Raw genomic sequence first — 24430 nt, 5'->3', positions numbered from 1 at the left:
ACTCCTCGAACTTCGGTTGCGCCTGTCGGCTTTCGTGCATGCGGCATGCGCCGCCCACGCTGCTCCGCGTAAGCAAACGGGCTCATTGAAAGTATCGTCCGGCGCACATAGAAATGACGTAAATCCGCCAGGAGCGCGTGTATACGGAATATATAAGTCAGACACAGCAAGCGGACGCTGCAAGGTTCTTTACGACATTTTTTCTTGTGATGCATGAATGCCGATCCTAGACTCCGGATCACCGAATAAACCGGGAGAGATGTCTTGTCGACGCGACGTGCAACTGCCACAACAGGCACGCCCCTTGCCCGCAACAAACAAAGCGGCGGCGGCGTGGTGCCGGGGCGCTCCGATCCGTCACACAATTCGTACGAACCGCTCGGGACGATCACGCAATCTGGCGTATGCGTCGTCCGCTGTTCCGCATGAGGCGCGCCGGTATGCACGAGCCCCCGCGTGGAGAGGACCGTTCGAGCTTGCGCGACCCGCTGGACACCGCGCGCAGAAAGGCAGCAATGCGCGCGCGCGGCTGGCGCAAGGTCGCGCTCGTGACGATCGGACTCAACCAGCTATTCACCATGGTATTCGTGTGTGTCGGGCAGCTGGTCGACCCCGACCTGACGATGATCGAGACGCTCGTGTTCAGCTGCGCGACCAGTGCGCTCGTGAGCTACTGGCTGCTCGTCGATGCACGGAATGCGTGGCGCACGGCGCTGGAAAAAGGCTACATAGGCTCGACGCGCGTCGATGCCGGCGACGACTTGCCGAAGATCGCCGAATGCTGTTCGAAGCGCTGGCTTGTGATACTGCACATTGAATTGCATCCGCATCTTGCCGGGACCGGCTGACTTCACGCGTCGCTCAATCCAGCTTGCGGGGCCGCGTTGACCGGACGTTGACCGGACATTTACGCGGCGCGCCGCAGTCTTTCCATCGAATTGACATTCCACGCACTGGAATATGAATCGGGCACCCGCAGTTTCAATCTGCGGCTGCCCCGGGAGGAACGATGTTTGCAAGCGCGGCCTTTCAGATCAGCCTGTTCGTATTCGTCCTGATCGCACTGGCGAAGCCACTCGGGCTTTACATCGCGCGCGCGGCAGACGGCGACGCGCCGCTGCTGTCGGTCATAGGGCGCCCCGTCGAGCGCTTGATCTACCGGGCCGCCGGCATCGACCCTCGGGCCGAGATGAACTGGAAGACCTACGCACTTGCACTGATGCTGATCAGCGCCGTCGGCACGCTCTTCCTGTATGCGCTGCAACGCGTACAGCAATGGCTCCCGCTCAATCCGCAGGCGCTGCCGGCCGTGAGTCCCGATTCCGCGTTCAATACGGCCGTGAGTTTCGTGACGAATACGAGCTGGCAAGGCTACGCGGGTGAAACGACCATGAGCTACCTGAGCCAGATGCTCGGCATTACGGTGCAGAGCTTTCTCTCCGCCGCATCCGGCATGGCTGTGATGTTTGCGCTGATGCGCGGCATCGCGCGACGCGGTGGCCAGACGGTCGGCAACCTGTGGGTCGACCTGACGCGTGCCACGCTCTATGTGCTGCTGCCGCTTTCCGTCGTATTCGCGCTCGCGTTCATCGCGCAAGGCGTGATCCAGAATTTCGCCGCCTATCGTGACGTTGATACGGTGCAGGCCGTCACATGGCAGCAGCCGGCACTCGATGTGCACGGTCAACCGCTGCGCGACGCCACAGGCAACGTCGTGCAGCAGTCGATGAGCTCGCAACGGCAGCTATTGCCGATGGGCCCCGTTGCGTCGCAGGAATCGATCAAGCTGCTGAGTGGCGACGGCGGCGGCTTCTTCAACGCGAATTCCGCGCACCCGTACGAAAACCCGACCCCGCTCGCCAACTTCCTGCAGATGCTCGCGATCCTGCTGATACCGGCGGCGCTGTGCTTCACGTTCGGTGTCGTCGTCGGCGATCGCCGGCAGGGCTGGGCGCTGCTCGCCGCGATGACCGTGATGTTCGTCGTGGCCGCCGCGGTCACGATACACGCGGAGCAGCAACGCTTCGTGCCCAGCACCGTGCCGCACGCCGCCATCGCGAACGCGTCGGTCGCGCCGGGCGGGAACATGGAAGGCAAGGAAACGCGCTTCGGCGTGGTGTCGTCGGCGCTCTATGCGACCGTAAGCACGAGCAGCGGCGACGGCGCCGTCAACGCGATGCACGACTCCTTCACACCGATAGGCGGTCTCGTGCCGATGGTGCTGATGCAATCCGGCGAAGTCGTATTCGGCGGCCCCGGATCCGGTCTGTTCGGCATGGTGATCCACGCGATGCTGGCCGTATTCGTTGCGGGGTTGATGATCGGCCGGGCGCCGGAATATCTTGGCAAGAAGATCGACGCGTTCGAGCTGAAGATGGTCGCGATCGTCGTTCTTGCGACGCCGCTTCTGGTGCTGGTCGGCACCGCCATTTCGGTACTCGCGCCCGCCGGCATCGCAGGCATCGCGAACCCGGGGCCGCACGGATTCAGCGAGATTCTCTATGCGTTTTCATCGGCCGCGAACAACAACGGCAGCGCGTTCGCGGGCCTGTCGGCCAACACGCCGTACTACAACGGGATGCTGGCGATTGCGATGTGGTTCGGCCGCTTCGCGGTGATCGTACCCGTGCTGGCCATCGCGGGCTCGCTCGCGGGCAAGCTGCGGCGCGCGGCGGGGCCCGGCACGCTGCCGACGCATGGCGCGCTCTTTGTCGGGCTGCTCGTCGTTACCGTGATCATGATTGCGACGCTCACCTACCTGCCGGCGCTTGCGCTCGGCCCGATCGCGGAGCAATTGAGCGCCGCGGTCGGCCGTTAGCGACACTTACGCCTCGAGCGCCTCGAGCACCTTCCCCTTCGTCTCGATGCCGACGAAGTGCACCGTCACGGCCGCGATCAGCGGCACCACGCCCAGCAGGTAGAACGCGGGGCTCAGGTCGCCGCCGATGATCGCGTGCGGCACCACCATCGGCGCGACGAACGACGCGAGCTTCAGCCACGCGCTGCCGAGGCCGCAGCCCGACGCGCGGATGCTCGTCGGATACTGCTCCGGCGTATACACGTACGCGGTGATGAACCCCGACGCCATCAATCCGAGCGACAGCGAGCAGAACGTCGCGACGACGTACACCGACGACGCGTGATAGACGCCTGCGAGCGCCATCGACAGCGCGCACAGCACGAACGACCAGACGATCACCGGCTTGCGGCCGAGCTTGTCGACCAGCAGCGCGGATGCGAGCGAGCCGAGCACGCCCATCACCGAGCCGATCACCGCGAGGTTCAGCGCGAGTTGCAGCGGCGCGTGATAGAAGTTCTTGTAGATCGTCGGCAGCCACGTCGACAGCCCGTACTGGATGAAGCCGCAGGTCGCCCACAGCGTCGCGACGGCGATCGTGCGCTTCCGGTAAGCGGCGCTGAACAGGTCGGACATGCGGCGCTTCGGGTGCTGGCGAACGATCTCGTCGAACTCGGCAACCCCGGTGACGGGCGGCAGCGGGCCCTTCACGGCCGCCTCGAACGTGCTCACGGCCCGCCCCGCTTCCGGCAGCCGCCCGCGCGACGCGAGCCAGCGCGGCGATTCCGGCACGACGCGCGTCAGCACGAGCGCCAACAGCAGCGGCAGGCCGCCGACGAAGTACATGATCTCCCAGCCGAAGCGCGGCACGAGATACGCGCCAAGCGCCATCGACACGAGCAGGCCGATCGGGAACACGATCTCGTACAGAAGCACGAAGCGGCCGCGGCCATGCGCGCGGGTGATCTCGTTGATGTAGGTGGCCGCGACCGGCAGTTCGCCGCCGAGCCCGATCCCCTGCAGGATGCGCAGCAGCACGAACACTTCGAACGTCGGCGCGAACCCGCACGCGAGACTCGTCACGCCGATCACGGCCGAGCTCCATGCAATCGCCTTCACGCGGCCATGTTTTTCCGCGAGCGCCGGAAACAGGAACGCGCCGATCAGCTGGCCGATCGCGCCGGATGCGATCAGCAGGCCGATCTGGTTCGGCGACAGCCCCCACTTGTGAATCAGCAACGGCAGCGTTGCGGCGATCGTGATCACGTCGAAGCCGTCGAAGAACGTCGCGGTACCGATCAGCACGCGCGCGCGGATCTGCATCGCGTTGGCGGGAAGCCGCTCGAGCCGGGCGATGATCGCGCCGGGCGTGGAGGCGGCAGCTTCCATCGTGGCCCGACCGGCCACGACGTTGTCGAAAGTGCTCATGCGGGGTGTCTCCGTAGTCTCGTTGCCTGGTCAGGCAAGCGCTTTGGTCGTGTCTGCCAGGGCATCCATGTCCACCGCCCGGCCCTGGTTCATCCACTTGCGTGCGAGTTTCAGTTCGCGTGCGTTGTTGACGGCGATGACACCTCTGAGATGCCCGTCGCCCACGAAAAACAGCGTGGCGCGCCGCTCGGCGAGCTCGCCGCGCACGATGAGCCGCGCGTCGGCCGGCAGATCGCCGAGGATCTGCAGGTTCACGTCGTACTGATCGGACCAGAACCACGGAATCTCCGCGTACGGCGCGCGCACGCCGAGCACCGCCTTCGCGGCCGCGATCGCCTGGTTCTGCGCGTTCGCCCACGATTCGAGCCGCACGCGGCGCTTGAGCCAGCCGTTGTGGTGGTTCGCGACGTCGCCGCACGCGAACACCGCCGGATCGCTCGTCATCCCGAATTCGTCGACGACGATGCCGTCGTCGACCGCGAGCCCCGCGTCGGTCGCGAGCGACGCGTTCAGCGCGAGGCCGATACCGGCCACCGCGAAATCGGCATCGATCGTCGTGCCGTCCGCGAGCGTCGCGCGCACCTTGGACGCATCGTCGGGCTGCGCGTCCAGCGACGCGAGCGACGCGCCGAGCCGCACGTCGACGCCGTTCGTGCGATGCAGGTCGAGCAGGAAGTCGGACACGAGCTGCGGCACCGAACGCCCGCACAGCCGCGGCGCGCCTTCGACCACGACCGCTTCCACGCCGAGCTTGCGCGCGGTCGCGGCCACTTCGAGGCCGATCCAGCCGCCGCCGACCACGAGCACGCGCCGGCTCGCGCGCAGCTTCTCGCCGAGCGCGGCAGCTTCGTCGAGCGTGCGCAGGTAATGCAGGTTGGCAGTCCTCACGAGCGAATCCGGCAAGCGGCGCGACGTGCCGCCGGTCGCGATCACGAGGCGATCGTATTCGACCTCGCGGCCGCTCTCGGTGCGCACGATGCGGCGCGCGCGATCGATCGACGCCGCGCGCTCCGGCTGCCAGGCCTCGACGTTCAGCGACTCGAATTCCTCCGGGTGCACGACACGCACCGTCTCGATGTGCGCATCACCGGCAAGCACCGCCTTCGACAGCGGCGGACGCTCATATGGCAAATGCGCTTCGTCGGCGATCATCACGAGCCGGCCCGCGAAGCCCTCCGCGCGCAGCGTCTTCAGCACCCAGCCGGCGGCCTGGCCGCCGCCGATCACGACGACGGATTGCACCGCGCCCGGATGGCCGGCCCCCGGATGGCCGGCCGCCGCTTCGTTCGTTGCGTCGGTCATGATTTGCGCTCCGTCATGAACTTGCCTTCCGGCGCCTTCACGTTCTTCTGGCGACGCGTGTTGCCGTCGAGGCCACCGTCGACCGCCCACTCGGCGAACACGGTCGGGCCCGGCTCGAACTCGCGCGGCTGCCAGTCGGGCGTCAGCATGTCTTCGTCCGCGTAGTACTCGATCAGGCCGCCGGCCGGATTCTGGAAGTACCAGAAGTATGCGGACGACACCGGATGGCGCCCCGGCCCGAGCTGGGTCTGCCAGCCGCAGCGGTCGATGTGCATCCCGCCGCCGAACACTTCGTGGATGTCGCGCACCGTGAATGCGACGTGGTTCAGGCCGCGCTTGGCCGTTGGCAGCGCGAGCAGGAACAGGTCGTGGTGGCCGCCGTGCGGCGCGCAGCGCATGAATGCGCCACGGCCCGGATAGCGGTCCGACGTCTCGAAGCCGAGCAGTTCGTGATAGAAACGCTCCTGCGCGTCGAGCTGGTTCGTGAAGAACACGACGTGGCCGACTTCGACGGGCTCGGCCCGCTCGTAGATCGTGCTCGGCGTGTCGACGCGCAGCGTCTCGCCCCACACGTTCGACAGCGAGCCCTTCACGTCGAGCGCACGCTTGCGCGTCACCTCGATGCGAATCGCCATCCCGTTCGGATCGATGCAGCCCACCGCATCGTCCTGCGTGTAGTAACCCGGCTGATCGGCGAGCTTGCCGCGCAGCGCGTCGAGTTCCGCGGCCGTCGCGACGCCCCACGTCACTTCGCGCAGCGTCGGGCCCGGCTCGAACGCGGGCGGCAGCGCCGGATCGTCGGCCTTGACGACCAGCACGGTGCAGCCGTTCATCGTCTCGAAGCGCGCACGCGTTTCGTCATGGGCGACTTCCTTCAGGCCCCAGTCGGCCAAAAAGCGCCGGCACGTCGCGAGGTCGTCGACGCCGTACGTGATCTGCTCGATACCCAAAATGCTCATTGCATCGTTCCCCTTCGCTCAGTTCGCCCACGGCAGCGGCGCGTCGTTCAAGCCCCAGTAGAGGCTCTTCTGCTGCATGTACTCGCGGATGCCGAGACGCCCCTTCTCGCGGCCCATCCCGCTGTCCTTCCAGCCCGAGAACGGCGTGGAGATCGAGAACAGCTTGTACGTGTTGATCCACACGGTGCCCGTTTCGAGCACGCGCGCGGTGCGCCACGCGCGCTTGTAGTCGCGTGTCCAGATGCCGGCGGCCAGGCCGAACACGCTGTCGTTTGCCTGTTCGATCAGCGATGCTTCGTCGTCGAACGGCATCGCGACGAGCACCGGCCCGAAGATCTCTTCCTGGCAGATACGCGCGCTGTTCGACAGGCCGTCGAGAATCGTCGGCTGATAGTAGAAACCGTCGTCGCGCCCGTCGCCCGACGGCCGCTCGCCGCCGCACAACAGACGTCCGCCTTCGTCGAGGCCGAGCGCCACGTAGCGCTCCACCGACTCGCGATGCTTCGCCGTGATGAGCGGCCCCATCTGCGTGTCGGGCCGCGTCGGGTCGCCCACGCGCAGCTTGCGCGCGCCTTCCACCAGTCGCTGGATGAACGTGTCGTAAATCGACCGCTGCACGAACAGGCGCGAACCGGCGATGCAGGCCTCGCCCGACGAGCTGAAGATGCCGTACAGCACGCCGTTCACCGCATGATCGAGATCCGCGTCGTCGAACACGATCGTCGGCGACTTGCCGCCGAGTTCGAGCGAAACGGGCATCAACTTTTCCGCCGCGATGCGTGCGATGCCGCGGCCCACTTCGGTGCCGCCCGTAAACGACACCTTCTTCACGAGCGGATGACGTACGAGCACGTCGCCGATCACCGAACCCTTGCCCGGCAACACGCTCAGCACCCCCTTCGGCACGCCGGCTTCCTCGCAGATGCGCGCAAGCGCGAGCGACACGAGCGGCGTGACTTCGGCCGGCTTCAGCACCACCGCGTTGCCGCCTGCGAGCGCCGGCGCGAGCTTCTGCGCGTCGGACGCGATCGGCGAATTCCACGGCGTGATCGCCGCGATCACGCCGATCGGCTCGTACACGCTCATCGTCAGGTAGTCACCGCGCGACGGTGTCAGTTCTTCGTCGAGCGTTTCGAGGCAGGCCGCGAAATAGCGGAACGTGTTCGCCGCACTCGCCACCAGCACGCGGGTCTCGCCGATCGGCTTGCCGTTGTCGCGACGCTGCAGGTTCGCCAGCGCCTCGTGACGCTGCATGATCAGGTCCGCGATGCGGTACAGCACCTGCGCGCGCTGATGCGGCTTGAGCCCGGCCCAATCGGCGCGACGCCAGGCGGCGTCGGCGGCCACGACGGCTTGCGCCGCGTCTTCCGCGTCCGCTGTCGACACTTCCATGTTCAGCGACTGGTCGGCCGGGTAGCGGCTCGCATAAGGCGCGCCACGGCCGCGCCGCCACTCGCCGCCGATCAGGATGTCGCCGTTGGGTACGAGGCTCGTATCGAATGGAGTCATTTCACAAGTCCCACAAGTCTGTCTCTGCGCCCCGCCCTCGCCGCGGCGTGGGCGGGTCTTTCAGTTGCCAGGGTCGCCCGTTCAGATCACACAGCGGGCCGCGCGGTTGCGCAGTGCACGGATCGCGCTGAAGGCCGTCAGTGCGGAAGTCTTCGGGTTGTCGGGCAGCGGCTTGCCGCTCATCTCGAGCGACATCTCGCCGAACGCGCCGCGCGCGATGATCCGGTGCACGTTGCGCGTCACGGCCGGATCGGCAATCAGGCGCACGTGCGTCTGGTCGAGGCCGAGCCCCGCGAGCGCAACCGTCGCCGCGACGTTCGCGTTCTTCGGGTACAGCCGCGCCGCGTCGCGCGCGTTGCCTTCGAAGATCACCTTCTCTTCGGACATTGCGCGCAGGTCGCACAATTCCTCGGCCGGCGTGCCGAGCCAGCCGAGCGGCGGCTTGCGGCCGACGTACAGCACTTCGTCGAGGCCGCCCTGCTTCGCGGCGGCCAGCGCGTCGATGCCGCCGATCGCGCCGGACAGCAGCGTGAGCGTCGCGTCGCCTTCGTCGGCAGCCTGCGACAGCACGTCGAGCAGCGCGAGATCCGACAGCGCGCCGATCGACGCGACCGCGCAGTCGGTGCCGGCCTTCAGCAGCGGCACGACGTGATCGACGAGCGCGCTGTGGCCCGCGCATTCGAGCGCGAACTCGGGACGGTGTGCGAGCGCGTCGACCGACGACACCACTTCCACCGTGCTGCCGACCGCGCCCTGCACCGCTGCGCGCTGGTGCTCGGGCACGATCACGTGCGCGACGCGCAGCGACGCATCGTGCTCGACCGCGTGGTACACGGCCGCGCCGATCGCGCCGAAGCCGATCATCGCGACGTCGACGGGCGCATGCCCGTGTGCGTGCGAATTACGCATATTGGCGCTCCTCGGGCGCTTCCTTCTTGACGGGCGGGCCCGCGAACGCGGAAGCAAACGAGCCGACCGACAGCATGTCGACTTCGACGAGCACCGGACCCTGCTTGGCCAGGCCGTCGCGCACGACGCCTTCGGCCTGGTCGAGCGACGTGATCCGGTAGTGCGTGAGGCCGAGGCTCGCGCAGAACTGCGCGAAGTCCGGCTGGTGCAGGTCGACGAAGCAGCGGCGGCCGCCGTAGTGCGCGTCCTGGATGTTGCGGATCACGCCGTAGCACTGGTCGTTCATCAGCACGATCATCACGTTCGCGTTTTCCTGCACGGCCGTCGCGAGTTCGCCGACGTTGACCATCAGGCCGCCGTCGCCGACGAGGCAGACCGTCTTCGCGGCCGAACCTGCCAGCGCCGCGCCGATCCCCATCTGCATCCCCTGGCCGATGCCGCCGCCGAGCGCATGCACGCCCGCGCGCGGCTCGAAGATCTTCAGCAGGCGGTTGCCCCACGTGCTGTTCGAGATCGTCACGTCGCGCACCCAGTTGTAATCGCGGCCGACCGCGGCCTGCAGCGTGTCGACGAGCTGCTTGTAGGGCCCGAGGCCCTTCGCGACGTCGGCGACCGCCTGCTCGCGTGCAGCCGCGAGATCGGCCGCGAACTGCGGATCGACGTTCAGGCGCCCTTCGAGGCGGTCGGCCAGCTCGGCGAGCACGCGCTTCGAATCGCCGTGGATGAACAGGTCGTTGCGATAGCCGCGGTTGTCGGCCAGCGCATCGGCGTCGACGCGGAACAGCGGCTGCGGCAGCGCGAGCTTGTACTTCAGCGTTTCGTTGCCGCGCAGCCGCGAGCCGACGACGACGAGCGCGTCGCAGGTCTTGTAGAACGCTTCGACTGCCGCATGCACGTTGAACGCGCCGAGTGTCGCCGGATGATCCTCGGGCAGCACGCCGCGGCCCTGCACGCTCGTCACGACGCCAAAGCCGAGCTTCACGAGGCGTTCGACTTCCGCACGCGCGTGACGCGCGCCGCCGCCGAGCCACAGCAGCGGACGGCGCTTGTTCGCGAGCGCGTCGGCAAGCTTCGCGACGCGCGCATCGTCGTGCTCGCGAATCGCGACGTGCGCGGGTGCGAGGTCTTCCGGCCAGTCGATTTCAGCCGCCTGGATGTCGATCGGAATCTCGACCGACACGGGGCCGGTCGGCGCGGTCTGCGCGATGCGCACCGCTTCGCGGATCGTCGGCAGCACGGTCTCGACCGTGCGCACGCGGAATGCGGCTTTCGAGATCGCGTTCAGCATCGTCAGCTGATCCGGCGCTTCGTGGATGTAGGCGAGATCCTGGTCGAGATACGGCGTTTCGATCTGGCCCGTGACGTGCAGCAGCGCGGTGCCGGCGGTCAGCGCCTCGACCATCGCGCCGGCCGCGTTGCCGGCCGCCGTGCCGGTGCTCGTGAACGCGACGCCGAGGCCGCCCGACACGCGGGCGAGGCCGTCGGCCATGTTGACCGCGCCCGCTTCGCCGCGCGCGCCGACGTAGCGGATATTGCCGCGCGAGTTGATCGCGTCGAGAATCGGCATGTTGTGGATCGAGATGACTCCGAAAGCGGTCTTCACGCCGCACTGCTCGAGAAAGGCGGCAATCAGCTCGCCAACCGTGGTTTTGTTAGACATGGCGTGCAAAGCCTCCAGAAACGTCGATATGGCTGCCCGTCGTGTAGGACGACAGATGCGTTGCGAGATAAAAGAGCGCCCAGGCGGCCTCGTCGGGCCGGCCGAAGCGGTTCAGCGGAATGTTCTTGTTGCGGGCGAGTGCGCCCGTCCAGGCCTCCCAGCTTTCGCCGGACTGCGCCTGCGCTTCGTAGCGGCGGCGCCATTGCCCCGACTCGACGATGCCGATCAGGATCGAGTTCACGCGGATGCGCTGCGGCGCGAGCTCGTTCGCGAGCGACTTCACGAGGCTCAGCACGCCCGCGCGCGCCGACGATGTCGCGACCATGTGCGGCTCCGGCTGCAGCGCGAGCAGCGAGTTCACGCAGGTGATGCTCGGCGCGTCGGCGTCGCGCAGCATCGGCAGGAATGCACGCGTCGGTCGGATGATGCTGAAATACTTCAGCTCGAGTTCCTCGCGCCATGCATCGTCGGCCGTATCGGCGAACGTCGATACGCGCCCCTGCCCCGCGTTGTTGATCAGCATGTCGGTGCGGCCGAAGCGCGCGGACACGGCCTGCGCGAAACCGGCGACGTCGCCTTCGTCGAGCACGTTGCAACGCGCGGCGAGCAGTTGCGCGCCCGGATACTTGTCGCCGAGCATCGCTTCGGCGCGCGCGAGACGCTCACCGTCGCGGCCGCAAATCGCGACCGACGCGCCCGCCTGCAGGAACCGTTCGGCCGTCGCGAGGCCGATGCCGGACGAACCGCCCGTCACCACCGCAACCTGCCCGGTCAGATCGATCTGAATCATCGGAGTCCTAAAGCCTTTAGAAACGTGTGCTCGTCATCCGAGCGGTAGTTGAGCCGCCGCGACAGTTCGGCTGCCGCGCGCTGCACCTTGTCGATCAGCCCGTCCGCGATCAGCGTCGCGTCGATCTCCGGGCGCGGCACCGTCACCGTGATGCACGCGACGATCCTTTGCGTGTCGTTGCGCACCGGCGCGGTGACGACCGAAATCCCGCGCTCGAACGACGAGTTGCTGACACCGTAGCCGCGCAGCGCATCCTCGCGGATCACGTCGTACAGCGCATCGACCGTCTCCGGCGTCGCGTTCGTCATCCGGTTCAGCGTGCCTTCCGGATACAGTGCGCGCAGTTCCTTCAGCGACAGGTCGCCCATCAGCACGTGGCCGTGCGTCGTCGCATGTGCGGGCAGCCGCGTGCCGACGTTCACCCGGATCGAACTGAACACGGGCGACTGGCTCTGCGCCTTCGCGACGAACACGACGTCGCGGCCGTCGCGGATCACGATGTGCGTCGTGAACCCGGTCGCTTCGCGCAGGCTCTCGATCACCGGCAGGCCGAGATCGGTCAGTTCGAGCGAACTCAGGTATTCGAAACCGAGCCGCAGCACCGCGATGCCGAGCTTGTAGTTGCGATCCTTGTCCGCGCGCTCGAGGAAGCCGAGCGATTCGAGCGTCTGCAGCAGGCGGAACACCGTCGTGCGCGGAATGCCGAGCCGCTTTGACAGCTCCGGCGCGCCGAGCACGGGTTCGCGCGGCGAGAACTCGGCGAGAATCCGCAGCCCGCGCTCGAGGCCCGGCACCACGTAGTTCGCTTCGCTCTTCGCGGCTTCGGTTTCGTTCATCAGCGGTTCGCTCATGCCAGTCCCCGCTGCTGGTCGCACTGACGACAAAACGTCTCGATCAGTGCGGTGTAGACCGCCGGCGCCTCGACATAGCCCGCATGCCCGGCCTGCGGAATCACCTGCAGCCCGACATGCACGGCTGCGGCAATCCGTTCGCACGCGGCGGGCGGCGTGATCGCGTCGTTCGCGCCGACGGCAACCGCCGTGCGGCCGCGATAGCCCGCAAGGTCGGATGCGAGATCGGCATTCGCGAGCAGATGCGTCGCCTGTGCGTAGCCGGCCGGCACGATGCGCGCCATGTTCCAGCGCACCCATGCGCGCGCGTCCTCGCTCGCGAAGCCGGACACCATGTTGCCGCTGCGCTGTTCCGCGAGCCCGGCCGGACCGAGGTCCGCGAGCATCGCGAGCCGTGCGTCGCGGCGCGACTCGCGCGTCTCGACCGGTGCGCTGCCGTAGCCGCCCGCGGGCGAGATCAGCAGCAGCCCCGCGATCCGCTCCGGCAACACGCGGGCGAAGCCGCCCGCGATGATCGCGCCGAGCGAATGGCCGACCAGCACGCAGCGTTCGATACCGAGCGCGTCGAGCCACGCACGCAGCGACGCCGCGTAATCGGCAACGGCCGGCGACTCGCCGTGCACGGGCGTCGATGCGCCGTAGCCGGGCGCATCCCACGCGAGCACGCGCCGCGAAGCGCCGAGCGCATCGAGCTGGCGCACCCACGACGCGGCGCCCGAGCCGATCCCGTGCAGCAGCACGACAGGGTGCGTGCGGCCCGCATGCTGCGCGCCGGCCTCGCGGTAGCCGATCGTGCCCGCCGCGCCGGCCGCGCAGCGTTGCTCGGGAAACCGCTCGAGCAGCGTCGCGAAGGCGGCGACGCGCTCGCGTTCACGTTTGTCGATGACACTCATCGCTTCACCTGCTCCGTCTCAGCGCTTGATCTTCGCGAGCGGCGAATCCGGCGGATACGTCGGCGTGATCGGCTTCGGCGAACCGAGCATCACGCACATCAGCGCATCTTCCTCGCCAATGTTGATCTCCGTGCGGTACACGCCCGGCGGCACCGAAATCAGGTCGCGCTCGCCGAGGATCGCTTCCCAGGTCTCGCCGTCGCGCTCGCAGATCACCTTCATCTTGCCGCGCAGCACGAAGAAGATTTCCTCGACGTCGATGTGGATGTGACTCGGGCCGATGTTGCCGGCCGGGATCACCATCGTCGAGAACGTGAAGTTGCCGGCCGGCACCGTGTTGACGTCCTTCGCGACACCCGTGCCGCCGGTGCCGACGTAACGCATCTGCGCACGGCGATACTGCGGGTCGTAGTCGGCCTGGAACTTCAGCGCGTCCCAGTCGTAGCGCCGCGTCGCATAGCGCGCGACACGCCCTTCCATCCAGTCGGCAAAGCTCGCGCTTTCCGGTTGATCCCACGACTTGCGTTCGATATCGGCGTCCGCCATCGTCATCTCCTTGAGCATGGAAACCATCAGTTCATTACGAAGCCGCCGTTGACCGGCAGCAGTTGACCCGTCACGAAGCGCGCGGCGTCGGACAGCAGGAACAGCACGGGGCCCGTCACGTCGTCGGGCACCTGCGGGCGCGTCAGCGCGCGGCCCTGCAGGTAGTACGCGTGGCGGTCGGCCGGCACATAGGCCGTCGCCTCGACTTCGGTGAGGCCCGGCGCGATCGCGTTGACCGTCACGCCGTGCGCGCCGAATTCGCGGGCCTGCGCGTGTGTCATCGCGATCACCGCGCCCTTGCTCGCGATGTATGCGAGCAGCTTCGGCGCGCCCCACAGCGCGGTGTCCGATGCGAGGTTCACGATCGCGCCGCACCCCGAGCGGGTCAGGTAAGGCAGCGCCGCATTGCTCGCGAGCCACAGGCCGCGCACGTTGACGTTCATCACCGCGTCCCAGGTGGCGACGTCGAGTTCCGTCGACAGCCGGCCGCCCGAGTTCGTGATCGCTGCGTTGTTGATCAGGCCGTCGATACCGCCGAGCGCCGCCGCGCCTTGCGCGACGAACGCGTGGACGCTCGCCGGATCGGCAAGGTCGAGCGCGAAGAAATACGCGGCGTGGCCCTGCTCGGCAAGCTGCGCGGCAAGCGCGCGGCCTTCGTCGGCCAGCACGTCGCCGAACGCGACCTGCGCGCCGGCAGCGACGAGCGCCTTCACGAATGCCGCGCCGAGACCGCGCGCGCCGCCCGTGACGAGCACGCGCCGGCCGGCGAGCGACACCACCGGAGCTTGCTCAGCCATGAGCGGACTCCGACGCGGCCGGTTGCGCCGCGCGATGCGCGTCGAGCGCGGACAGATGCTCCTGCGCGCGCTGGCGCAGCATCCGGCGCACGCGCGTGATGCCGACGTCGTGCTGGTACAGGTATTCGTGGTCGCGCGCATTCGGCGCGAGGCTTTCGAGCACGTAGCGGTCCTGCTCGAGCACGTCCCAGTGCAGACCTTCGAGGCGGTTGCGATACATGAAGCGCCACACGTCGCGCTGCCAGCCGCTGACCTTGCGGGTACGCCAGAAATAGACCTGGCAGTGGTCATCGTCGACCGGCGTCGCGAAGCCGATGATCCCGAAGTTGCCGCCCGGGCCGAACTTCTGCTTGTACGGAATCGCGAGGCGCATCCACAGGCAGCCGGTCTCGCCGAGTTCGACCCAGTCGAAGTTCACGTCGCGCTGGCCGACCTTCTCGAACATCAGGCCCGTTTCCGTCTTGCGCACGCGCATGTCGGCCTGCTTGTCGCCTTCGGCCATCGAGTGCGACGTCGCGTGCAGGTACGCGCCGTGCATCGGGTCCATCACGTTGTCGATCGCGTACTGGTAATTGCACTTCCAGTTCGACACGCAGAGGAAATGCGCGAATTCGTCGGCGACCAGTTCTTCCGGCAGGTTCAGCGGCGCCGGCTCGCCGTGCGCTTCGTCGCCGAACCACAGGAAGATCGCGCCGGCCTTCTCTTCGACCGGATACGACTTCACGCACTTCATCCCTTCGAGCGGACAGTTCGCGACGGCCGGCACCTTGTTGACCGTGCCCGACCCATCGACTTCGACGCCGTGATACCAGCACGCGAGGTTGCCGCCGAGGTTCCAGCCGAGCGACAGGCGCGCGCCGCGGTGCGGGCAGCGATCCTCGAGCGCGTGGACCTTGCCGTCCTGGTCGCGCCACAGCACGATCTGCTCGGACAGGCGCGTGAGGCCGACGGGCGCGTTCGACACCTGCCAGCTCGGCGCGACGGGATACCAGTAATTCTTGATGCCGCGGTCCAGGTAGGCACGGACCGGGTCGAGGTGGGATTCGTGTTGTGCGGGGGACGTCATCAATGTGCTCCGGATGCGGTTGTCGGGTCGGCGGGGCGTGCGGTCATTCCGCGAGCGCGGCCATTTCCGCGCAGAAGCGCTCGGCGGTCCACGGCGCGCCGTCCGGTGCGCGGAAGCCGATGCGGTTCAGGCCCGCGACGACGTCGTCCAGCTCGGTCGCGCCGGCCTCGAACACACGTTCGAGCGCGTCGCCGAGATCGTTCTCGTACCGGGTCGGCTCGGCTTTGCGGTTCTGCCAGATGCGGTTCTCGACCTGCCCCGGGATCTCGATCTGCCCCTTGCCCGCGACGTTGTTCGGCTGCGGCGCCATCCACGGCTTCAGGAAGGGATTGAAGTTCACGGTCGCTTCTTTCATGTCATTCCACCTTGATCTGGATTTCCTCGCCGGCAAGGCGCACCGCGTACTGCTTCAGCGCGCGGCCGCCCGGCCCCTTCAGGCACTGGCCCGTCCTGATGTCGAACACCGCTTCGTGCAACGGGCACTCGACCGTGCCGTCGTCGACGAAGCCCTGCGTCAGCAGCGCGTACGCATGCGGGCACACGTTCTCGAGCGCGTACACCTCGTCGCCGACGCGGTAGATCCCGATCTCGACGCCGTCGGTCCGCTTGAACTCGATCGGCGTGTCTTCCGACAGCGCGCCGGCGTGCCCGGCGCAAATCCATTGTTCAGACATCTCACACCCTTCCTTCTGATCGACTCTCGGTTTGTTCCATATCAGGAACAACGGTTTATGGATGGTGATTATAGGAGCGACTTTCCGGGAGAAAAACAAAAAGCTGCATGTCCTAGGGAAAACACTGACCGCGTGGTCGGCGATCGTCCTCGGCCATCCTTAATATTGAGATTTCTTCTTATATGACGTGTACTTATGCCCTTTTTGAGCCGCCCGCACCCGAGCGTTGCGCACGGGATGCGTCGTGCTTTGACCCGAAAAATTTATTTTTTTCCGCGCTTCACGGCACCCTATACTTCATTCCACCAGAGGCACATTGTTCCGTGTATGGAACATTAAAATGCCCGATTAGCAGTGAAGATGCGCGCAGCCGGCAGGTCGTCCATTTCGCGCACCGGCACGGCGCACGTTTTCATTCGAGTGAGACTCAGGAAGGAGATCCAATGGTCAAGCAAGCGGTAGCAGCAGCGGTCGTCGGCATCGGCGCCGTGTCGGGCGCGTGGGCGCAGAGCAGCGTGACGCTGTACGGCAGCATGGACGCGGGCGTCGCGTATGTGAACAACGTTGGCGGCCACGCCAAGTGGGCAATGATCCAGGGCAATACGCAACCCGATCGCTGGGGCCTGAAGGGCAAGGAAGACCTGGGCGGCGGCCTCGCGGCGATCTTCCAGCTCGAGAACGGTTTCTATACGAACAACGGCCAGTTCGCGACCGCCAACACGATCTGGAACCGCGCCGCGTGGGTCGGCCTCAGCTCGGACCGCTACGGCACGCTGACGCTCGGCCGCCAGACGCCGCTATCGTTCGACTACCTCGACCCGCTCAGCACCGCGTACCTCGCGCAGAGCTGGTATGCGTTCCATCCGGGCAACATCGACGCCCTCGCGGCAACCGGCAACGTGCCGTACAACAACGCGGTCAAATATCGTTCGCCGAGCTTCGCGGGCTTCTCGGCCGCGGCGATGCTGGCGCTCGGCAACACGACGAACTTCTCGACCGGCAAATCGGTCGGCGTCGCGCTGAACTACGCGAACGGGCCGTTCAAGGCGTCGGCCGTCTACTCGAACGAGCACGACCGCTCGGTGCTGATCAGCCAGACCGGGATCACGACCTTCCAGGGGCAGAACACCGCGAACGGCTATCTCGCGAGCAAGGTCGAGAACATCGGCGCGGGCGCGTCGTACCAGTTCGGCGATTTCCTCGTGCACGGGCTCTACACGCGCACCAAGATGCAGTCGAACGGCTTTTCGGATACGTTCCAGAGCTACGACGCGGGCGTGAACTACCGCACCAGCGCGTTCAACACGATCGCGGGCGGCGCGGCAACGTCGACGCTGTCGGGCAAGCGCTGGACGCAGTTCGAGCTGGGCGACATCTACGCGCTGTCGAAGCGCACGCAGCTCTACGCGAACGTGCTGTACGAGCACGCGTCGGGCGGCGCCCATGCGTCGTTCTTTACGGCCGGCGTGTCGAGCACCGCGAACCAGGTCGTCGTGCTGGCGGGGATTCATCACTCGTTCTGACGGCACGGCAGCGGGCCGTGCGAAACGCGCCTGTGCCGAAACGAAAAGAGCGGCCCGCGGGCCGCTCCTTCTTCATCCATGACCGCGTTCGCAGCCTGCCGGCGTCATCAGAACATCGCGACCTTGTGGCGCGCATGCGCGAACGTCGGATCGCTTTCGAGCGGACGATAGTTGAGGCGCTGCGACAGATCGACCGCCGCACCGCACACGGCCTCGACGAGGCGCTCCTTCTCGCGGGCCTCGCCGATCTCCGAGCGCGGCACCGTCGCGGTGATCGCCGCAACGATCGACCCCGAATGATCGCGCACGGGCGCGGTCACGGCCGAGATGCCCGTTTCGAACGCAGCCTCGCTGACCGCATAGCCGAGCCGCGCATAGTGGCGCACGCGCTCGTACAGTTCGTCGACGGTGCCCGGCGTGCGCTCGGTGAACTGCTCGAGACGTTTTTCCGGATACAGGTGGCGCAACGCGTCGCGCGTGAGGTCGCCCATCAGCACATGGCCGTGCACGGTCGCGTGCGCGGGCAGCCGCGTGCCGACATGCACCTTGACCGAGCCGAACATCGACGCATTGCTTTGCGCCTTCGCGACGAACACGACGTCGCGCTGGTCGCGGATCAGCAGATGCGTCGAGAGACCCGTCGCGTCGCGCAGCCGTTCGAGCACGGGCGTGCCGAGATCCGTCAGCTCGAGCGAGCTCAGGTATTCGAAGCCGAGCCGCAGTACGCCGACGCCAAGCCGGAAATGGCGGTCGCCGTTCACGCGTTCGAGGAAGCCGAGCGCTTCGAGCGTCTGCAGCAGACGGAAGGTGGTCGTGCGCGGAATGCCGATGCGTTTCGACAGTTCGGGCGCGCCGAGCACCGGTTCGCGCGCGGAAAACTCCGCAAGAATTCGCAGGCCGCGCTCGAGGCCCGGCACGAGATAGGACGACGCGCCGCCGGCGGCTTCGTCGTCGCCGGCAGCGGCAGGTTCCGGCGCATCGACTGCGCCGGCCGCACGGCCGGCTTGACGCGCCGGCGCGGCGGGCGGTTTGGTCGCGCCGCTCATCGTTGTTTTGGCCATGTGGACATGGACGGAAAGAAATCGATCACCAAGGACAGGCCATTGCTCGTCGTGGACATTCACTCATGCTACCTCACCCCAAGCGCCGGTTCGCACCCGCGCGTACGGTCGAGCGAACACGGCCGGGACGATCGGCACGCCGCCACGACCTGGCGAATAGCCACACACAATTGAGAGGATATCAGCGATAGACGGCGATGCGCCATGCCTGCGCGCGGCCGCCGGCATTCTCAGACGGTCACCGGGCCGCCGAACGACGCGAGCGCGCGCTCGCCGGCTTCCCGGGCGTCTGCCTGCCGATGGAAACCGTCCTGGCTGAACGCGACCACTTTCACGCCAACACCCGCCGTGCGCTTCACGGTCAGCGCCCATTGCCATGCGCCGTCTTGTTCGAAGACGTGCAGCAAGGGTTCGAGCGATTCATGAAGTCGGGTCACGCCAATTTCTCCCGCCGCCCGCCTTTCGGTGTTTGCCGATTCCGCGCGCATGCGATGTCATCATCCCGGCGTCCGTCGACAGACACCGGCCCAAGCGTGAGTCTAGCCGAGAATTGTTGCAACGCACCATCAGTGATTCCACTCGGCTATCGGAATGGCGGTGTCGATATATTGTCTCAGTCGACCGTGGGGATCTCCGGTGCCGGATCGGGTGCCGCGCCGGTGCGCGCACCATCGCGCACCGCGATCAGGCGCGCGTCACGCGTAGACGTGGCGGAACGTCAGGTTGATCCGCTCGCCCTGCACGGCCGGCGCTTTCGGCACGCGATGCTGCCACTCGGCCTGGGTCCGCCCGCGCATCACGAGCAGGCTGCCGTGCGTCAGCCGGTACGCGTGCGTGACACCGGTCGCACGGTGCCGCAGGTCGAACACGCGCATCGCGCCGAGGCTCACCGACGCGATCACCGGCGTATCGCCGAGCACCGGCTCGTTGTCCGCATGCCAGCCCATGCTGTCCTGGCCGTTGCGGTAGCGGTTGAGCAGCACGCTGTTGAAGCGCACGCCGCAGGTCGCTTCGACAGCGTGCTTCAGCTCGAGCACGGCCGGCGTCCACGGCGCGGGCTCGTTGCGGATGCCCGAATACACGTACACCGCGTCGGGGTCGCCCTGCCACGCGGTGAGACGCGGCAGCGGGATGCGTCCGCGCGGCGTGCGGATCGCGTCCTGGCGCCACGCGACCTCGCCGGTCAGCGCGGCCAGCATGCGATCGGCTTCCACCGGCGGGAGCCAGTCCGGAAACCAGTCCACATCGGGCGCGGGGGTGTCATCAAAGAGGTCGAACGTCGACATGTCGGGCGGAAAGCGAGGAACGCGCATCGGCGATGCGATGCATGCCTGCATGGTAGCGAAGCGCGCACGCGGCTGCCATGCTCGCTCATTCGCGGAACGCGGGCGGCCGCACCGCACCGCACCGCACCGCACCGCACCGCACCGCAACACGCTATCATCGCGGCCAGTCGCACCGCGCGCCGTCGCGGCGCCACCTCCTTTTTCGCATTCAGCCGGCCGGCGCGACCCGGCCGCATTTCTTTCCGGATCCCAACATGACGCTTTCCGATTCCGCTCTCGACCAGCTATTCCTGAGCGCGCGCACGCACAACGCGTGGCAGGACAAGCCCGTCGACGACGCGCTGCTCCATCGGCTGATCGACGTCGCGAAGTTCGGCCCGACGTCCGCGAACTCGAGCCCCGCACGCTTCGTGTTCGTCAAGTCGCCGGAGGCGAAAGCCCGCCTGAAGCCGGCGCTGTCCGAAGGCAACCTCGCGAAGACGATGGCCGCGCCGGTCACGGTGATCGTCGGCATGGACATGGCGTTCTACGAGCACCTGCCGCGGCTGTTCCCGCACGCGGACGCCCGCAGCTGGTTCGCCGGCAACGACGCGCTGATCCAGGCGACCGCGTTCCGCAACTCGTCGCTGCAGGGCGCGTACCTGATCATGGCCGCCCGCGCGCTCGGCCTCGACGCCGGCCCGATGTCTGGCTTCGACAGCGCGGCGGTCGACGCGGCGTTCTTCGCCGGCACGACAGTCAAGAGCAATTTCCTCGTGAATCTCGGCTACGGCGATCCGGCGGGGCTGTTCCCGCGCAGCCCGCGCTTCGACTTCGACGACATCGCCCGCATCGCATGACGGGCGCGTGGGGCGCGGCCTACCGGCCCTGCGTCAGGCGGATCAGCGTGATCTCCGACGGCACGCCGAAACGGTTCGGCGGCCCCCAGTACCCGGTTCCGCGGCTCGTATAAACCCACAGATCGCCGAACTTTCGCAGCCCGGCGACGACCGGCTGCTGCAGACGTACGAACGGCGGCCACGGCAGGAACTGGCCGCCGTGCGTATGGCCCGAGATCTGCACGGAAAACCCGGCCTTGCTCGCCTGCTCCGCGCTCCTCGGCTGGTGCGCGAGCAGGATCCTCGTGCCGACGTCGCCGGGCGCGCCCGCGAGCGCCCGCACGGGGTCGCTCCGGTGCGCCGGGTCGAATGCGCCCGCCGTGAAGTCGGTGATGCCGGCCACCACCGCCCGCGCGCCGTCGTGCTCGACCACCACGTGTTCGTTGAGCAGCACCTTCAGGCCGATCCGGCGGAACTCGGCAATCCACGCATGCGCGCCGGCGTAATACTCGTGGTTACCCGTCACGAGGAAGCTGCCGTGTCGTGATTTCATGCGCCCGAGCGGCGCCGTATGCTCGCGCAGCCGTTCGACCGAACCGTCGACGACATCCCCGGTCACCGCGACGATATCGGCATCGAGCGCGTTGACCGCGCCGACGATGCGTTCGACGTAGCCGCGCTTGATGGTCGGCCCCACGTGAATATCGGAGAGCTGCACGATCTTCAGGCCGTCGAGCGCGGCCGGCAGGCCCGCGACCGGAATCGACACGCGCTTGACCGCTGCGGTGCGCCGCGCGTTCGCGAAGCCGATGACCGTCACCAGCACCGCGCCGACCAGCACGGCATGCGCGCTGTCCGCAGCCGCGCCGCTCCAGGCGTCCGCATGGCCGAGCTGCCGCCACACGAGAACGCCGAGCAGCACGAACTCGCGCAGGAACGTCAGCGCGAGCAGCGACGAGAAGAAGCCCATCACGATCGCGCCGACCCAGCCGAACACGGTCGCGGCCCAGCCCTCGTCGAAACGCCGCGAAAACATCCCGACCGGAATCAGCACGCAGAAGCTCGCCAGCACGAGCACCGCGACGCCGCGCGCGACCGGCGATGCGAACGCATCGGGCACGATCCGCAGCCCGACATACAGATGGAACAGCAAGCCGATCGCAATGAACCGGACAAGGAAACTTCGCATGGAACGCTCACCCATGTTGCGACACGATCCCGCGGAGCACACGTCGAACACGCGCATTGCGCGCCGTGCCGCGTGTCCCGCACCGTACGCCCGATGGTACACATATCCCGCCTGCGACGACGGCGACGGACCGGGGAGCCGCGCGCCGTCTCGCGAGATCCTTTGTCACTCGACGAGCACACAATTCGTGTCCGCTGAAGCCGATTTGATGCGCAACGGTGCATCAACCGCGCCGCCCGGTTGGCGAGGACACCGCACTGATTTATTATCGGCGGCGTAACGTGGGGCCTGCCATTGGTCAGCTATCGGTCAGCTATCGGTCAGCTATCGGTCAGCTATCGGTCAGCCAGTGGTCAGCCATTAGTCGGCAATTGGTCGGCCATTCCGGCAGCGCGGTCCGGCGCCGCCCTCCGACCCAACCTGTCCGTCGAGTCCGTCACGTGATGAAAAACAACCCACTGTGCGCCCCCGCGCGCCTTTGCGCGACGCTTGCGCCGGCCGTCCCGCTCGCCGGCTGCGCGTCGCGCGGCGCACCCACGTACGCGCTGTTCGGCGCGTACTTCCCGCTGTGGCTCTTCAGCGCGGTGATCGGCGTGGTCGGCGCGATCGTCGCGCACCGCATCTTCGTCGCGACCGGCTGGGTCGATACGGTGCCGTTCCAGCTCGCGGTCTGCACCGCGATCGGGCTCGTGGTCGCCGTGATCGTCTGGCTGGCCGGAACGGGGCCATTCGCATGAAGCTCGCCGGCCAATCCCGCCCGTCGCTGAAAGGCCGCCTGATCGCGCTCGCGATCGTCGCGCTCGGCATCGCCGCCCTCGGCTACGCGTATTACCGCACGACCGGCTATCCGTCGACCGACGACGCGTCGATCGACGCGGATGTCGTGCACGTCGCGTCGCCAGTCGGCGGACGCATCGTGAAGCTCGCGGTGCAGGAGAACCAGCGCGTCGCGAAAGGCGACCTGCTGTTCGAGATCGATCCCGTGCCATACCGGCTGACGGTCGCGCAGGCGCAGGCCGACGTCGAACTCGCGCGCGCCGCGCTCGATACGCGACGCAAGACGCTGATCGGCGAACGTTCGAACGCATCGGTCGCCGCCGAGCAGGTGAACCGCGCGGCGCACAACTACGATCTCGCGACGCGCAGCGTGAAGCGGCTCGCGCCGCTCGCCGCGCAGGGCTACGTCAGCGCGCAGCAGTTCGACCAGGCGCAGGTCGCGCAGCGCGACGCGGCCGTGTCGCTCAAGCAGGCACAGGAGCAGCAGCGCGCATCCGCGCAGACGATCGGCGAGGACGCCGACGCGATCGCGACGCTGCATGCGCGCGAAGCCGCGCTCGCCCGCGCGCAGCATGCGCTCGACGACACCGTCGTGCGTGCGCCGCACGATGGCCTCGTGACGGGCCTGTCGGTGCTCGCGGGCGAAACGGTCGCGCCGACCCAGTCGATCTTCACGCTGATCGCGGCGAGCGAATGGTTTGCGGTCGGCAATTTCCGCGAGACGTCGCTCACGCATATCGACGTCGGCGACTGCGCGACCGTCTATTCGATGATCGACCGCAGCCGGCCGATATCCGGCAAGGTGATCGGCATTGGCGCCGGCATCGCGGATACGGACCGCATCAATCTCCCGCGTACGCTGCCGCTCGTCCAGCGTTCGGTGAACTGGGTGCATGTCGCGCAGCGCTTCCCGGTGCGCGTGAAGCTCGACGAGCCCGACGGCAAGCTCGTGCGCGTCGGCGCGAGCGCGATCGTCGAGATCCGCCATGGCACGGCCTGCCGCTGACGACATCCGGGCGCCCGGCCCGCGCGAGATCCTGCGACTGCTCGCGCCGTTCCCGGGCCGCGCGGCCATCGCCACGCGGGTCGCGCTGATCTGCGCGCTGACCGCGCTCGTGACGAGCGCGTACGGCACGCCCGAAGCCGCGCTTTCCGCGTACGTCGTGTTCTTCCTGATCCGGCCGGACCGCGTGACGAGCGTCGTGCTCGCCACCGCGCTGCTGCTGGTCATCACCATCGTGATCGGGCTCGTGCTCGGCGTCGCGCTGTTCAGCATCGACTATCCGGTACTGCGCGTCGCGTGCATGGCCGTGCTGTCAGTCGGGCTGCTCTACCTGACGTCCGCGAGCAAGCTGCGCCCGATCGGCGCGATCCTCGCGATGATCGTCGGCTACGGGCTCGACGAACTCGGCCTCGCGCCGGTCGGCGAAGCCGCGACGCGTGCGCTGCTCTATGTGTGGCTGGTGATCGCGATTCCGGTCGGCATCGCGATCGTCGTCCATCTGCTGATCGCGCCGTCGCCGCGCCGCCTCGCCGGCGCCGCGCTCGCCAAGCGGCTGCGGCTCGCCGCCCGGCAGCTGCGCGGCGACGGCGAC

General features: G+C 67.4%; 24 protein-coding genes and 1 pseudogene. 7 read left to right on the top strand and 18 right to left on the bottom strand.

What is annotated here, in order from left to right; translation table 11 throughout:
* Window positions 1-476 precede the first annotated feature (476 nt).
* A complete protein-coding gene (locus G3N94_RS25715) occupies window positions 477-848 on the top strand; it encodes a hypothetical protein (RefSeq protein ID WP_241022069.1) in 372 nt (123 codons plus the stop codon).
* 161 nt (window positions 849-1009) lie between these two features.
* The gene (kdpA, locus tag G3N94_RS25710) at window positions 1010-2818 is read left to right on the top strand and encodes a potassium-transporting ATPase subunit KdpA (RefSeq protein ID WP_205795360.1); all 1809 of its coding nucleotides are present in this window, start codon (window positions 1010-1012) and stop codon (window positions 2816-2818) included.
* 6 nt (window positions 2819-2824) lie between these two features.
* Here the strand turns inward: kdpA and G3N94_RS25705 are convergent, their stop codons facing one another.
* The 14 genes from G3N94_RS25705 to G3N94_RS25640 form a co-directional block, all read right to left on the bottom strand.
* Window positions 2825-4225: an MFS transporter gene (locus G3N94_RS25705; RefSeq protein ID WP_205795359.1), complete on the bottom strand. Its 1401-nt coding sequence runs from the start codon at window positions 4223-4225 to the stop codon at window positions 2825-2827.
* 30 nt (window positions 4226-4255) lie between these two features.
* Window positions 4256-5527 (bottom strand): FAD-dependent oxidoreductase, encoded by a 1272-nt coding sequence (locus G3N94_RS25700; RefSeq protein WP_241022068.1) that lies wholly within the window; start codon window positions 5525-5527, stop codon window positions 4256-4258.
* Window positions 5524-6486, bottom strand: a complete 963-nt coding sequence (locus G3N94_RS25695) for a VOC family protein (RefSeq protein ID WP_205795358.1) — start codon at window positions 6484-6486, stop codon at window positions 5524-5526. The genes G3N94_RS25700 and G3N94_RS25695 overlap by 4 nt, the downstream gene beginning before the upstream one ends.
* 18 nt (window positions 6487-6504) lie before the next feature.
* The gene (locus G3N94_RS25690; protein ID WP_205795357.1) at window positions 6505-7995 is read right to left on the bottom strand and encodes an aldehyde dehydrogenase; all 1491 of its coding nucleotides are present in this window, start codon (window positions 7993-7995) and stop codon (window positions 6505-6507) included.
* An 81-nt stretch (window positions 7996-8076) separates the two neighbouring features.
* The gene (locus G3N94_RS25685; protein WP_205795356.1) at window positions 8077-8904 is read right to left on the bottom strand and encodes an aspartate dehydrogenase; all 828 of its coding nucleotides are present in this window, start codon (window positions 8902-8904) and stop codon (window positions 8077-8079) included.
* A complete protein-coding gene (locus G3N94_RS25680) occupies window positions 8897-10564 on the bottom strand; it encodes a thiamine pyrophosphate-binding protein (RefSeq protein ID WP_205795355.1) in 1668 nt (555 codons plus the stop codon). Before G3N94_RS25680 ends, G3N94_RS25685 begins: the two co-directional genes overlap by 8 nt.
* Entirely contained in the window at window positions 10557-11354 is a 798-nt protein-coding gene (locus G3N94_RS25675; protein ID WP_205795354.1) for an SDR family oxidoreductase, read from the bottom strand. Before G3N94_RS25675 ends, G3N94_RS25680 begins: the two co-directional genes overlap by 8 nt.
* Entirely contained in the window at window positions 11351-12205 is an 855-nt protein-coding gene (locus G3N94_RS25670; RefSeq protein WP_205795353.1) for an IclR family transcriptional regulator, read from the bottom strand. The genes G3N94_RS25675 and G3N94_RS25670 overlap by 4 nt, the downstream gene beginning before the upstream one ends.
* The gene (locus tag G3N94_RS25665) at window positions 12202-13098 is read right to left on the bottom strand and encodes an alpha/beta fold hydrolase (RefSeq protein WP_205795352.1); all 897 of its coding nucleotides are present in this window, start codon (window positions 13096-13098) and stop codon (window positions 12202-12204) included. The genes G3N94_RS25670 and G3N94_RS25665 overlap by 4 nt, the downstream gene beginning before the upstream one ends.
* 18 nt (window positions 13099-13116) lie before the next feature.
* Complete coding sequence (locus G3N94_RS25660) at window positions 13117-13644, bottom strand: cupin domain-containing protein (protein ID WP_205795351.1); 528 nt, start codon at window positions 13642-13644, stop codon at window positions 13117-13119.
* A 26-nt stretch (window positions 13645-13670) separates the two neighbouring features.
* The gene (locus G3N94_RS25655; protein WP_205795350.1) at window positions 13671-14441 is read right to left on the bottom strand and encodes an SDR family oxidoreductase; all 771 of its coding nucleotides are present in this window, start codon (window positions 14439-14441) and stop codon (window positions 13671-13673) included.
* Window positions 14434-15507: an aromatic ring-hydroxylating dioxygenase subunit alpha gene (locus tag G3N94_RS25650; RefSeq protein WP_124603190.1), complete on the bottom strand. Its 1074-nt coding sequence runs from the start codon at window positions 15505-15507 to the stop codon at window positions 14434-14436. The genes G3N94_RS25655 and G3N94_RS25650 overlap by 8 nt, the downstream gene beginning before the upstream one ends.
* A 43-nt stretch (window positions 15508-15550) precedes the next feature.
* Entirely contained in the window at window positions 15551-15862 is a 312-nt protein-coding gene (locus tag G3N94_RS25645) for a recombinase-like helix-turn-helix domain-containing protein (RefSeq protein ID WP_205795349.1), read from the bottom strand.
* 1 nt (window position 15863) lies between these two features.
* Window positions 15864-16181, bottom strand: a complete 318-nt coding sequence (locus G3N94_RS25640) for a non-heme iron oxygenase ferredoxin subunit (RefSeq protein ID WP_017329029.1) — start codon at window positions 16179-16181, stop codon at window positions 15864-15866.
* Window positions 16182-16624: 443 nt separating this feature from the next.
* Between G3N94_RS25640 and G3N94_RS25635 the strand changes: the two genes are divergently transcribed.
* Complete coding sequence (locus G3N94_RS25635; protein ID WP_205795348.1) at window positions 16625-17704, top strand: porin; 1080 nt, start codon at window positions 16625-16627, stop codon at window positions 17702-17704.
* A 107-nt stretch (window positions 17705-17811) separates the two neighbouring features.
* Here the strand turns inward: G3N94_RS25635 and G3N94_RS25630 are convergent, their stop codons facing one another.
* The 3 genes from G3N94_RS25630 to G3N94_RS25620 form a co-directional block, all read right to left on the bottom strand.
* Window positions 17812-18765 carry an IclR family transcriptional regulator gene (locus tag G3N94_RS25630; protein ID WP_205795347.1) on the bottom strand — a complete coding sequence of 318 codons (954 nt, stop codon included), beginning with the start codon at window positions 18763-18765 and terminating at the stop codon, window positions 17812-17814.
* Window positions 18766-18995: 230 nt separating this feature from the next.
* On the bottom strand, window positions 18996-19202 hold the full coding sequence (locus G3N94_RS25625) for a hypothetical protein (RefSeq protein WP_205795346.1): 207 nt from the start codon (window positions 19200-19202) through the stop codon (window positions 18996-18998).
* Between the two features lie 258 nt (window positions 19203-19460).
* Window positions 19461-20051, bottom strand: coding sequence for an alpha-ketoglutarate-dependent dioxygenase AlkB (locus G3N94_RS25620; RefSeq protein WP_205795365.1), 591 nt, complete (start codon window positions 20049-20051; stop codon window positions 19461-19463).
* Between the two features lie 254 nt (window positions 20052-20305).
* On the opposite strand from G3N94_RS25620, the gene G3N94_RS25615 reads away from it, so the two are divergent.
* Window positions 20306-20890, top strand: coding sequence for a malonic semialdehyde reductase (locus tag G3N94_RS25615; protein WP_205795345.1), 585 nt, complete (start codon window positions 20306-20308; stop codon window positions 20888-20890).
* Between the two features lie 19 nt (window positions 20891-20909).
* Here the strand turns inward: G3N94_RS25615 and G3N94_RS25610 are convergent, their stop codons facing one another.
* Window positions 20910-22058: a metallophosphoesterase gene (locus tag G3N94_RS25610; RefSeq protein ID WP_205795344.1), complete on the bottom strand. Its 1149-nt coding sequence runs from the start codon at window positions 22056-22058 to the stop codon at window positions 20910-20912.
* 443 nt (window positions 22059-22501) lie between these two features.
* Between G3N94_RS25610 and G3N94_RS25605 the strand changes: the two genes are divergently transcribed.
* The 3 genes and pseudogenes from G3N94_RS25605 to G3N94_RS25595 form a co-directional block, all read left to right on the top strand.
* Complete coding sequence (locus tag G3N94_RS25605; protein ID WP_205795343.1) at window positions 22502-22795, top strand: hypothetical protein; 294 nt, start codon at window positions 22502-22504, stop codon at window positions 22793-22795.
* A complete protein-coding gene (gene mdtN / locus G3N94_RS25600) occupies window positions 22792-23841 on the top strand; it encodes a multidrug transporter subunit MdtN (RefSeq protein ID WP_205795342.1) in 1050 nt (349 codons plus the stop codon). The genes G3N94_RS25605 and mdtN overlap by 4 nt, the downstream gene beginning before the upstream one ends.
* Window positions 23822-24430, top strand: a pseudogene (locus tag G3N94_RS25595) (FUSC family protein); the annotation flags it as partial. The gene mdtN and the pseudogene G3N94_RS25595, both read left to right, overlap by 20 nt.

The sequence above is a fragment of the Burkholderia sp. Ac-20353 genome, assembly GCF_017104785.1.
Lineage (GTDB): Bacteria > Pseudomonadota > Gammaproteobacteria > Burkholderiales > Burkholderiaceae > Burkholderia.
The sequence above is the reverse complement of the archived record's forward strand: the minus strand, read 5'-3'. Positions and strand labels throughout refer to the sequence as shown.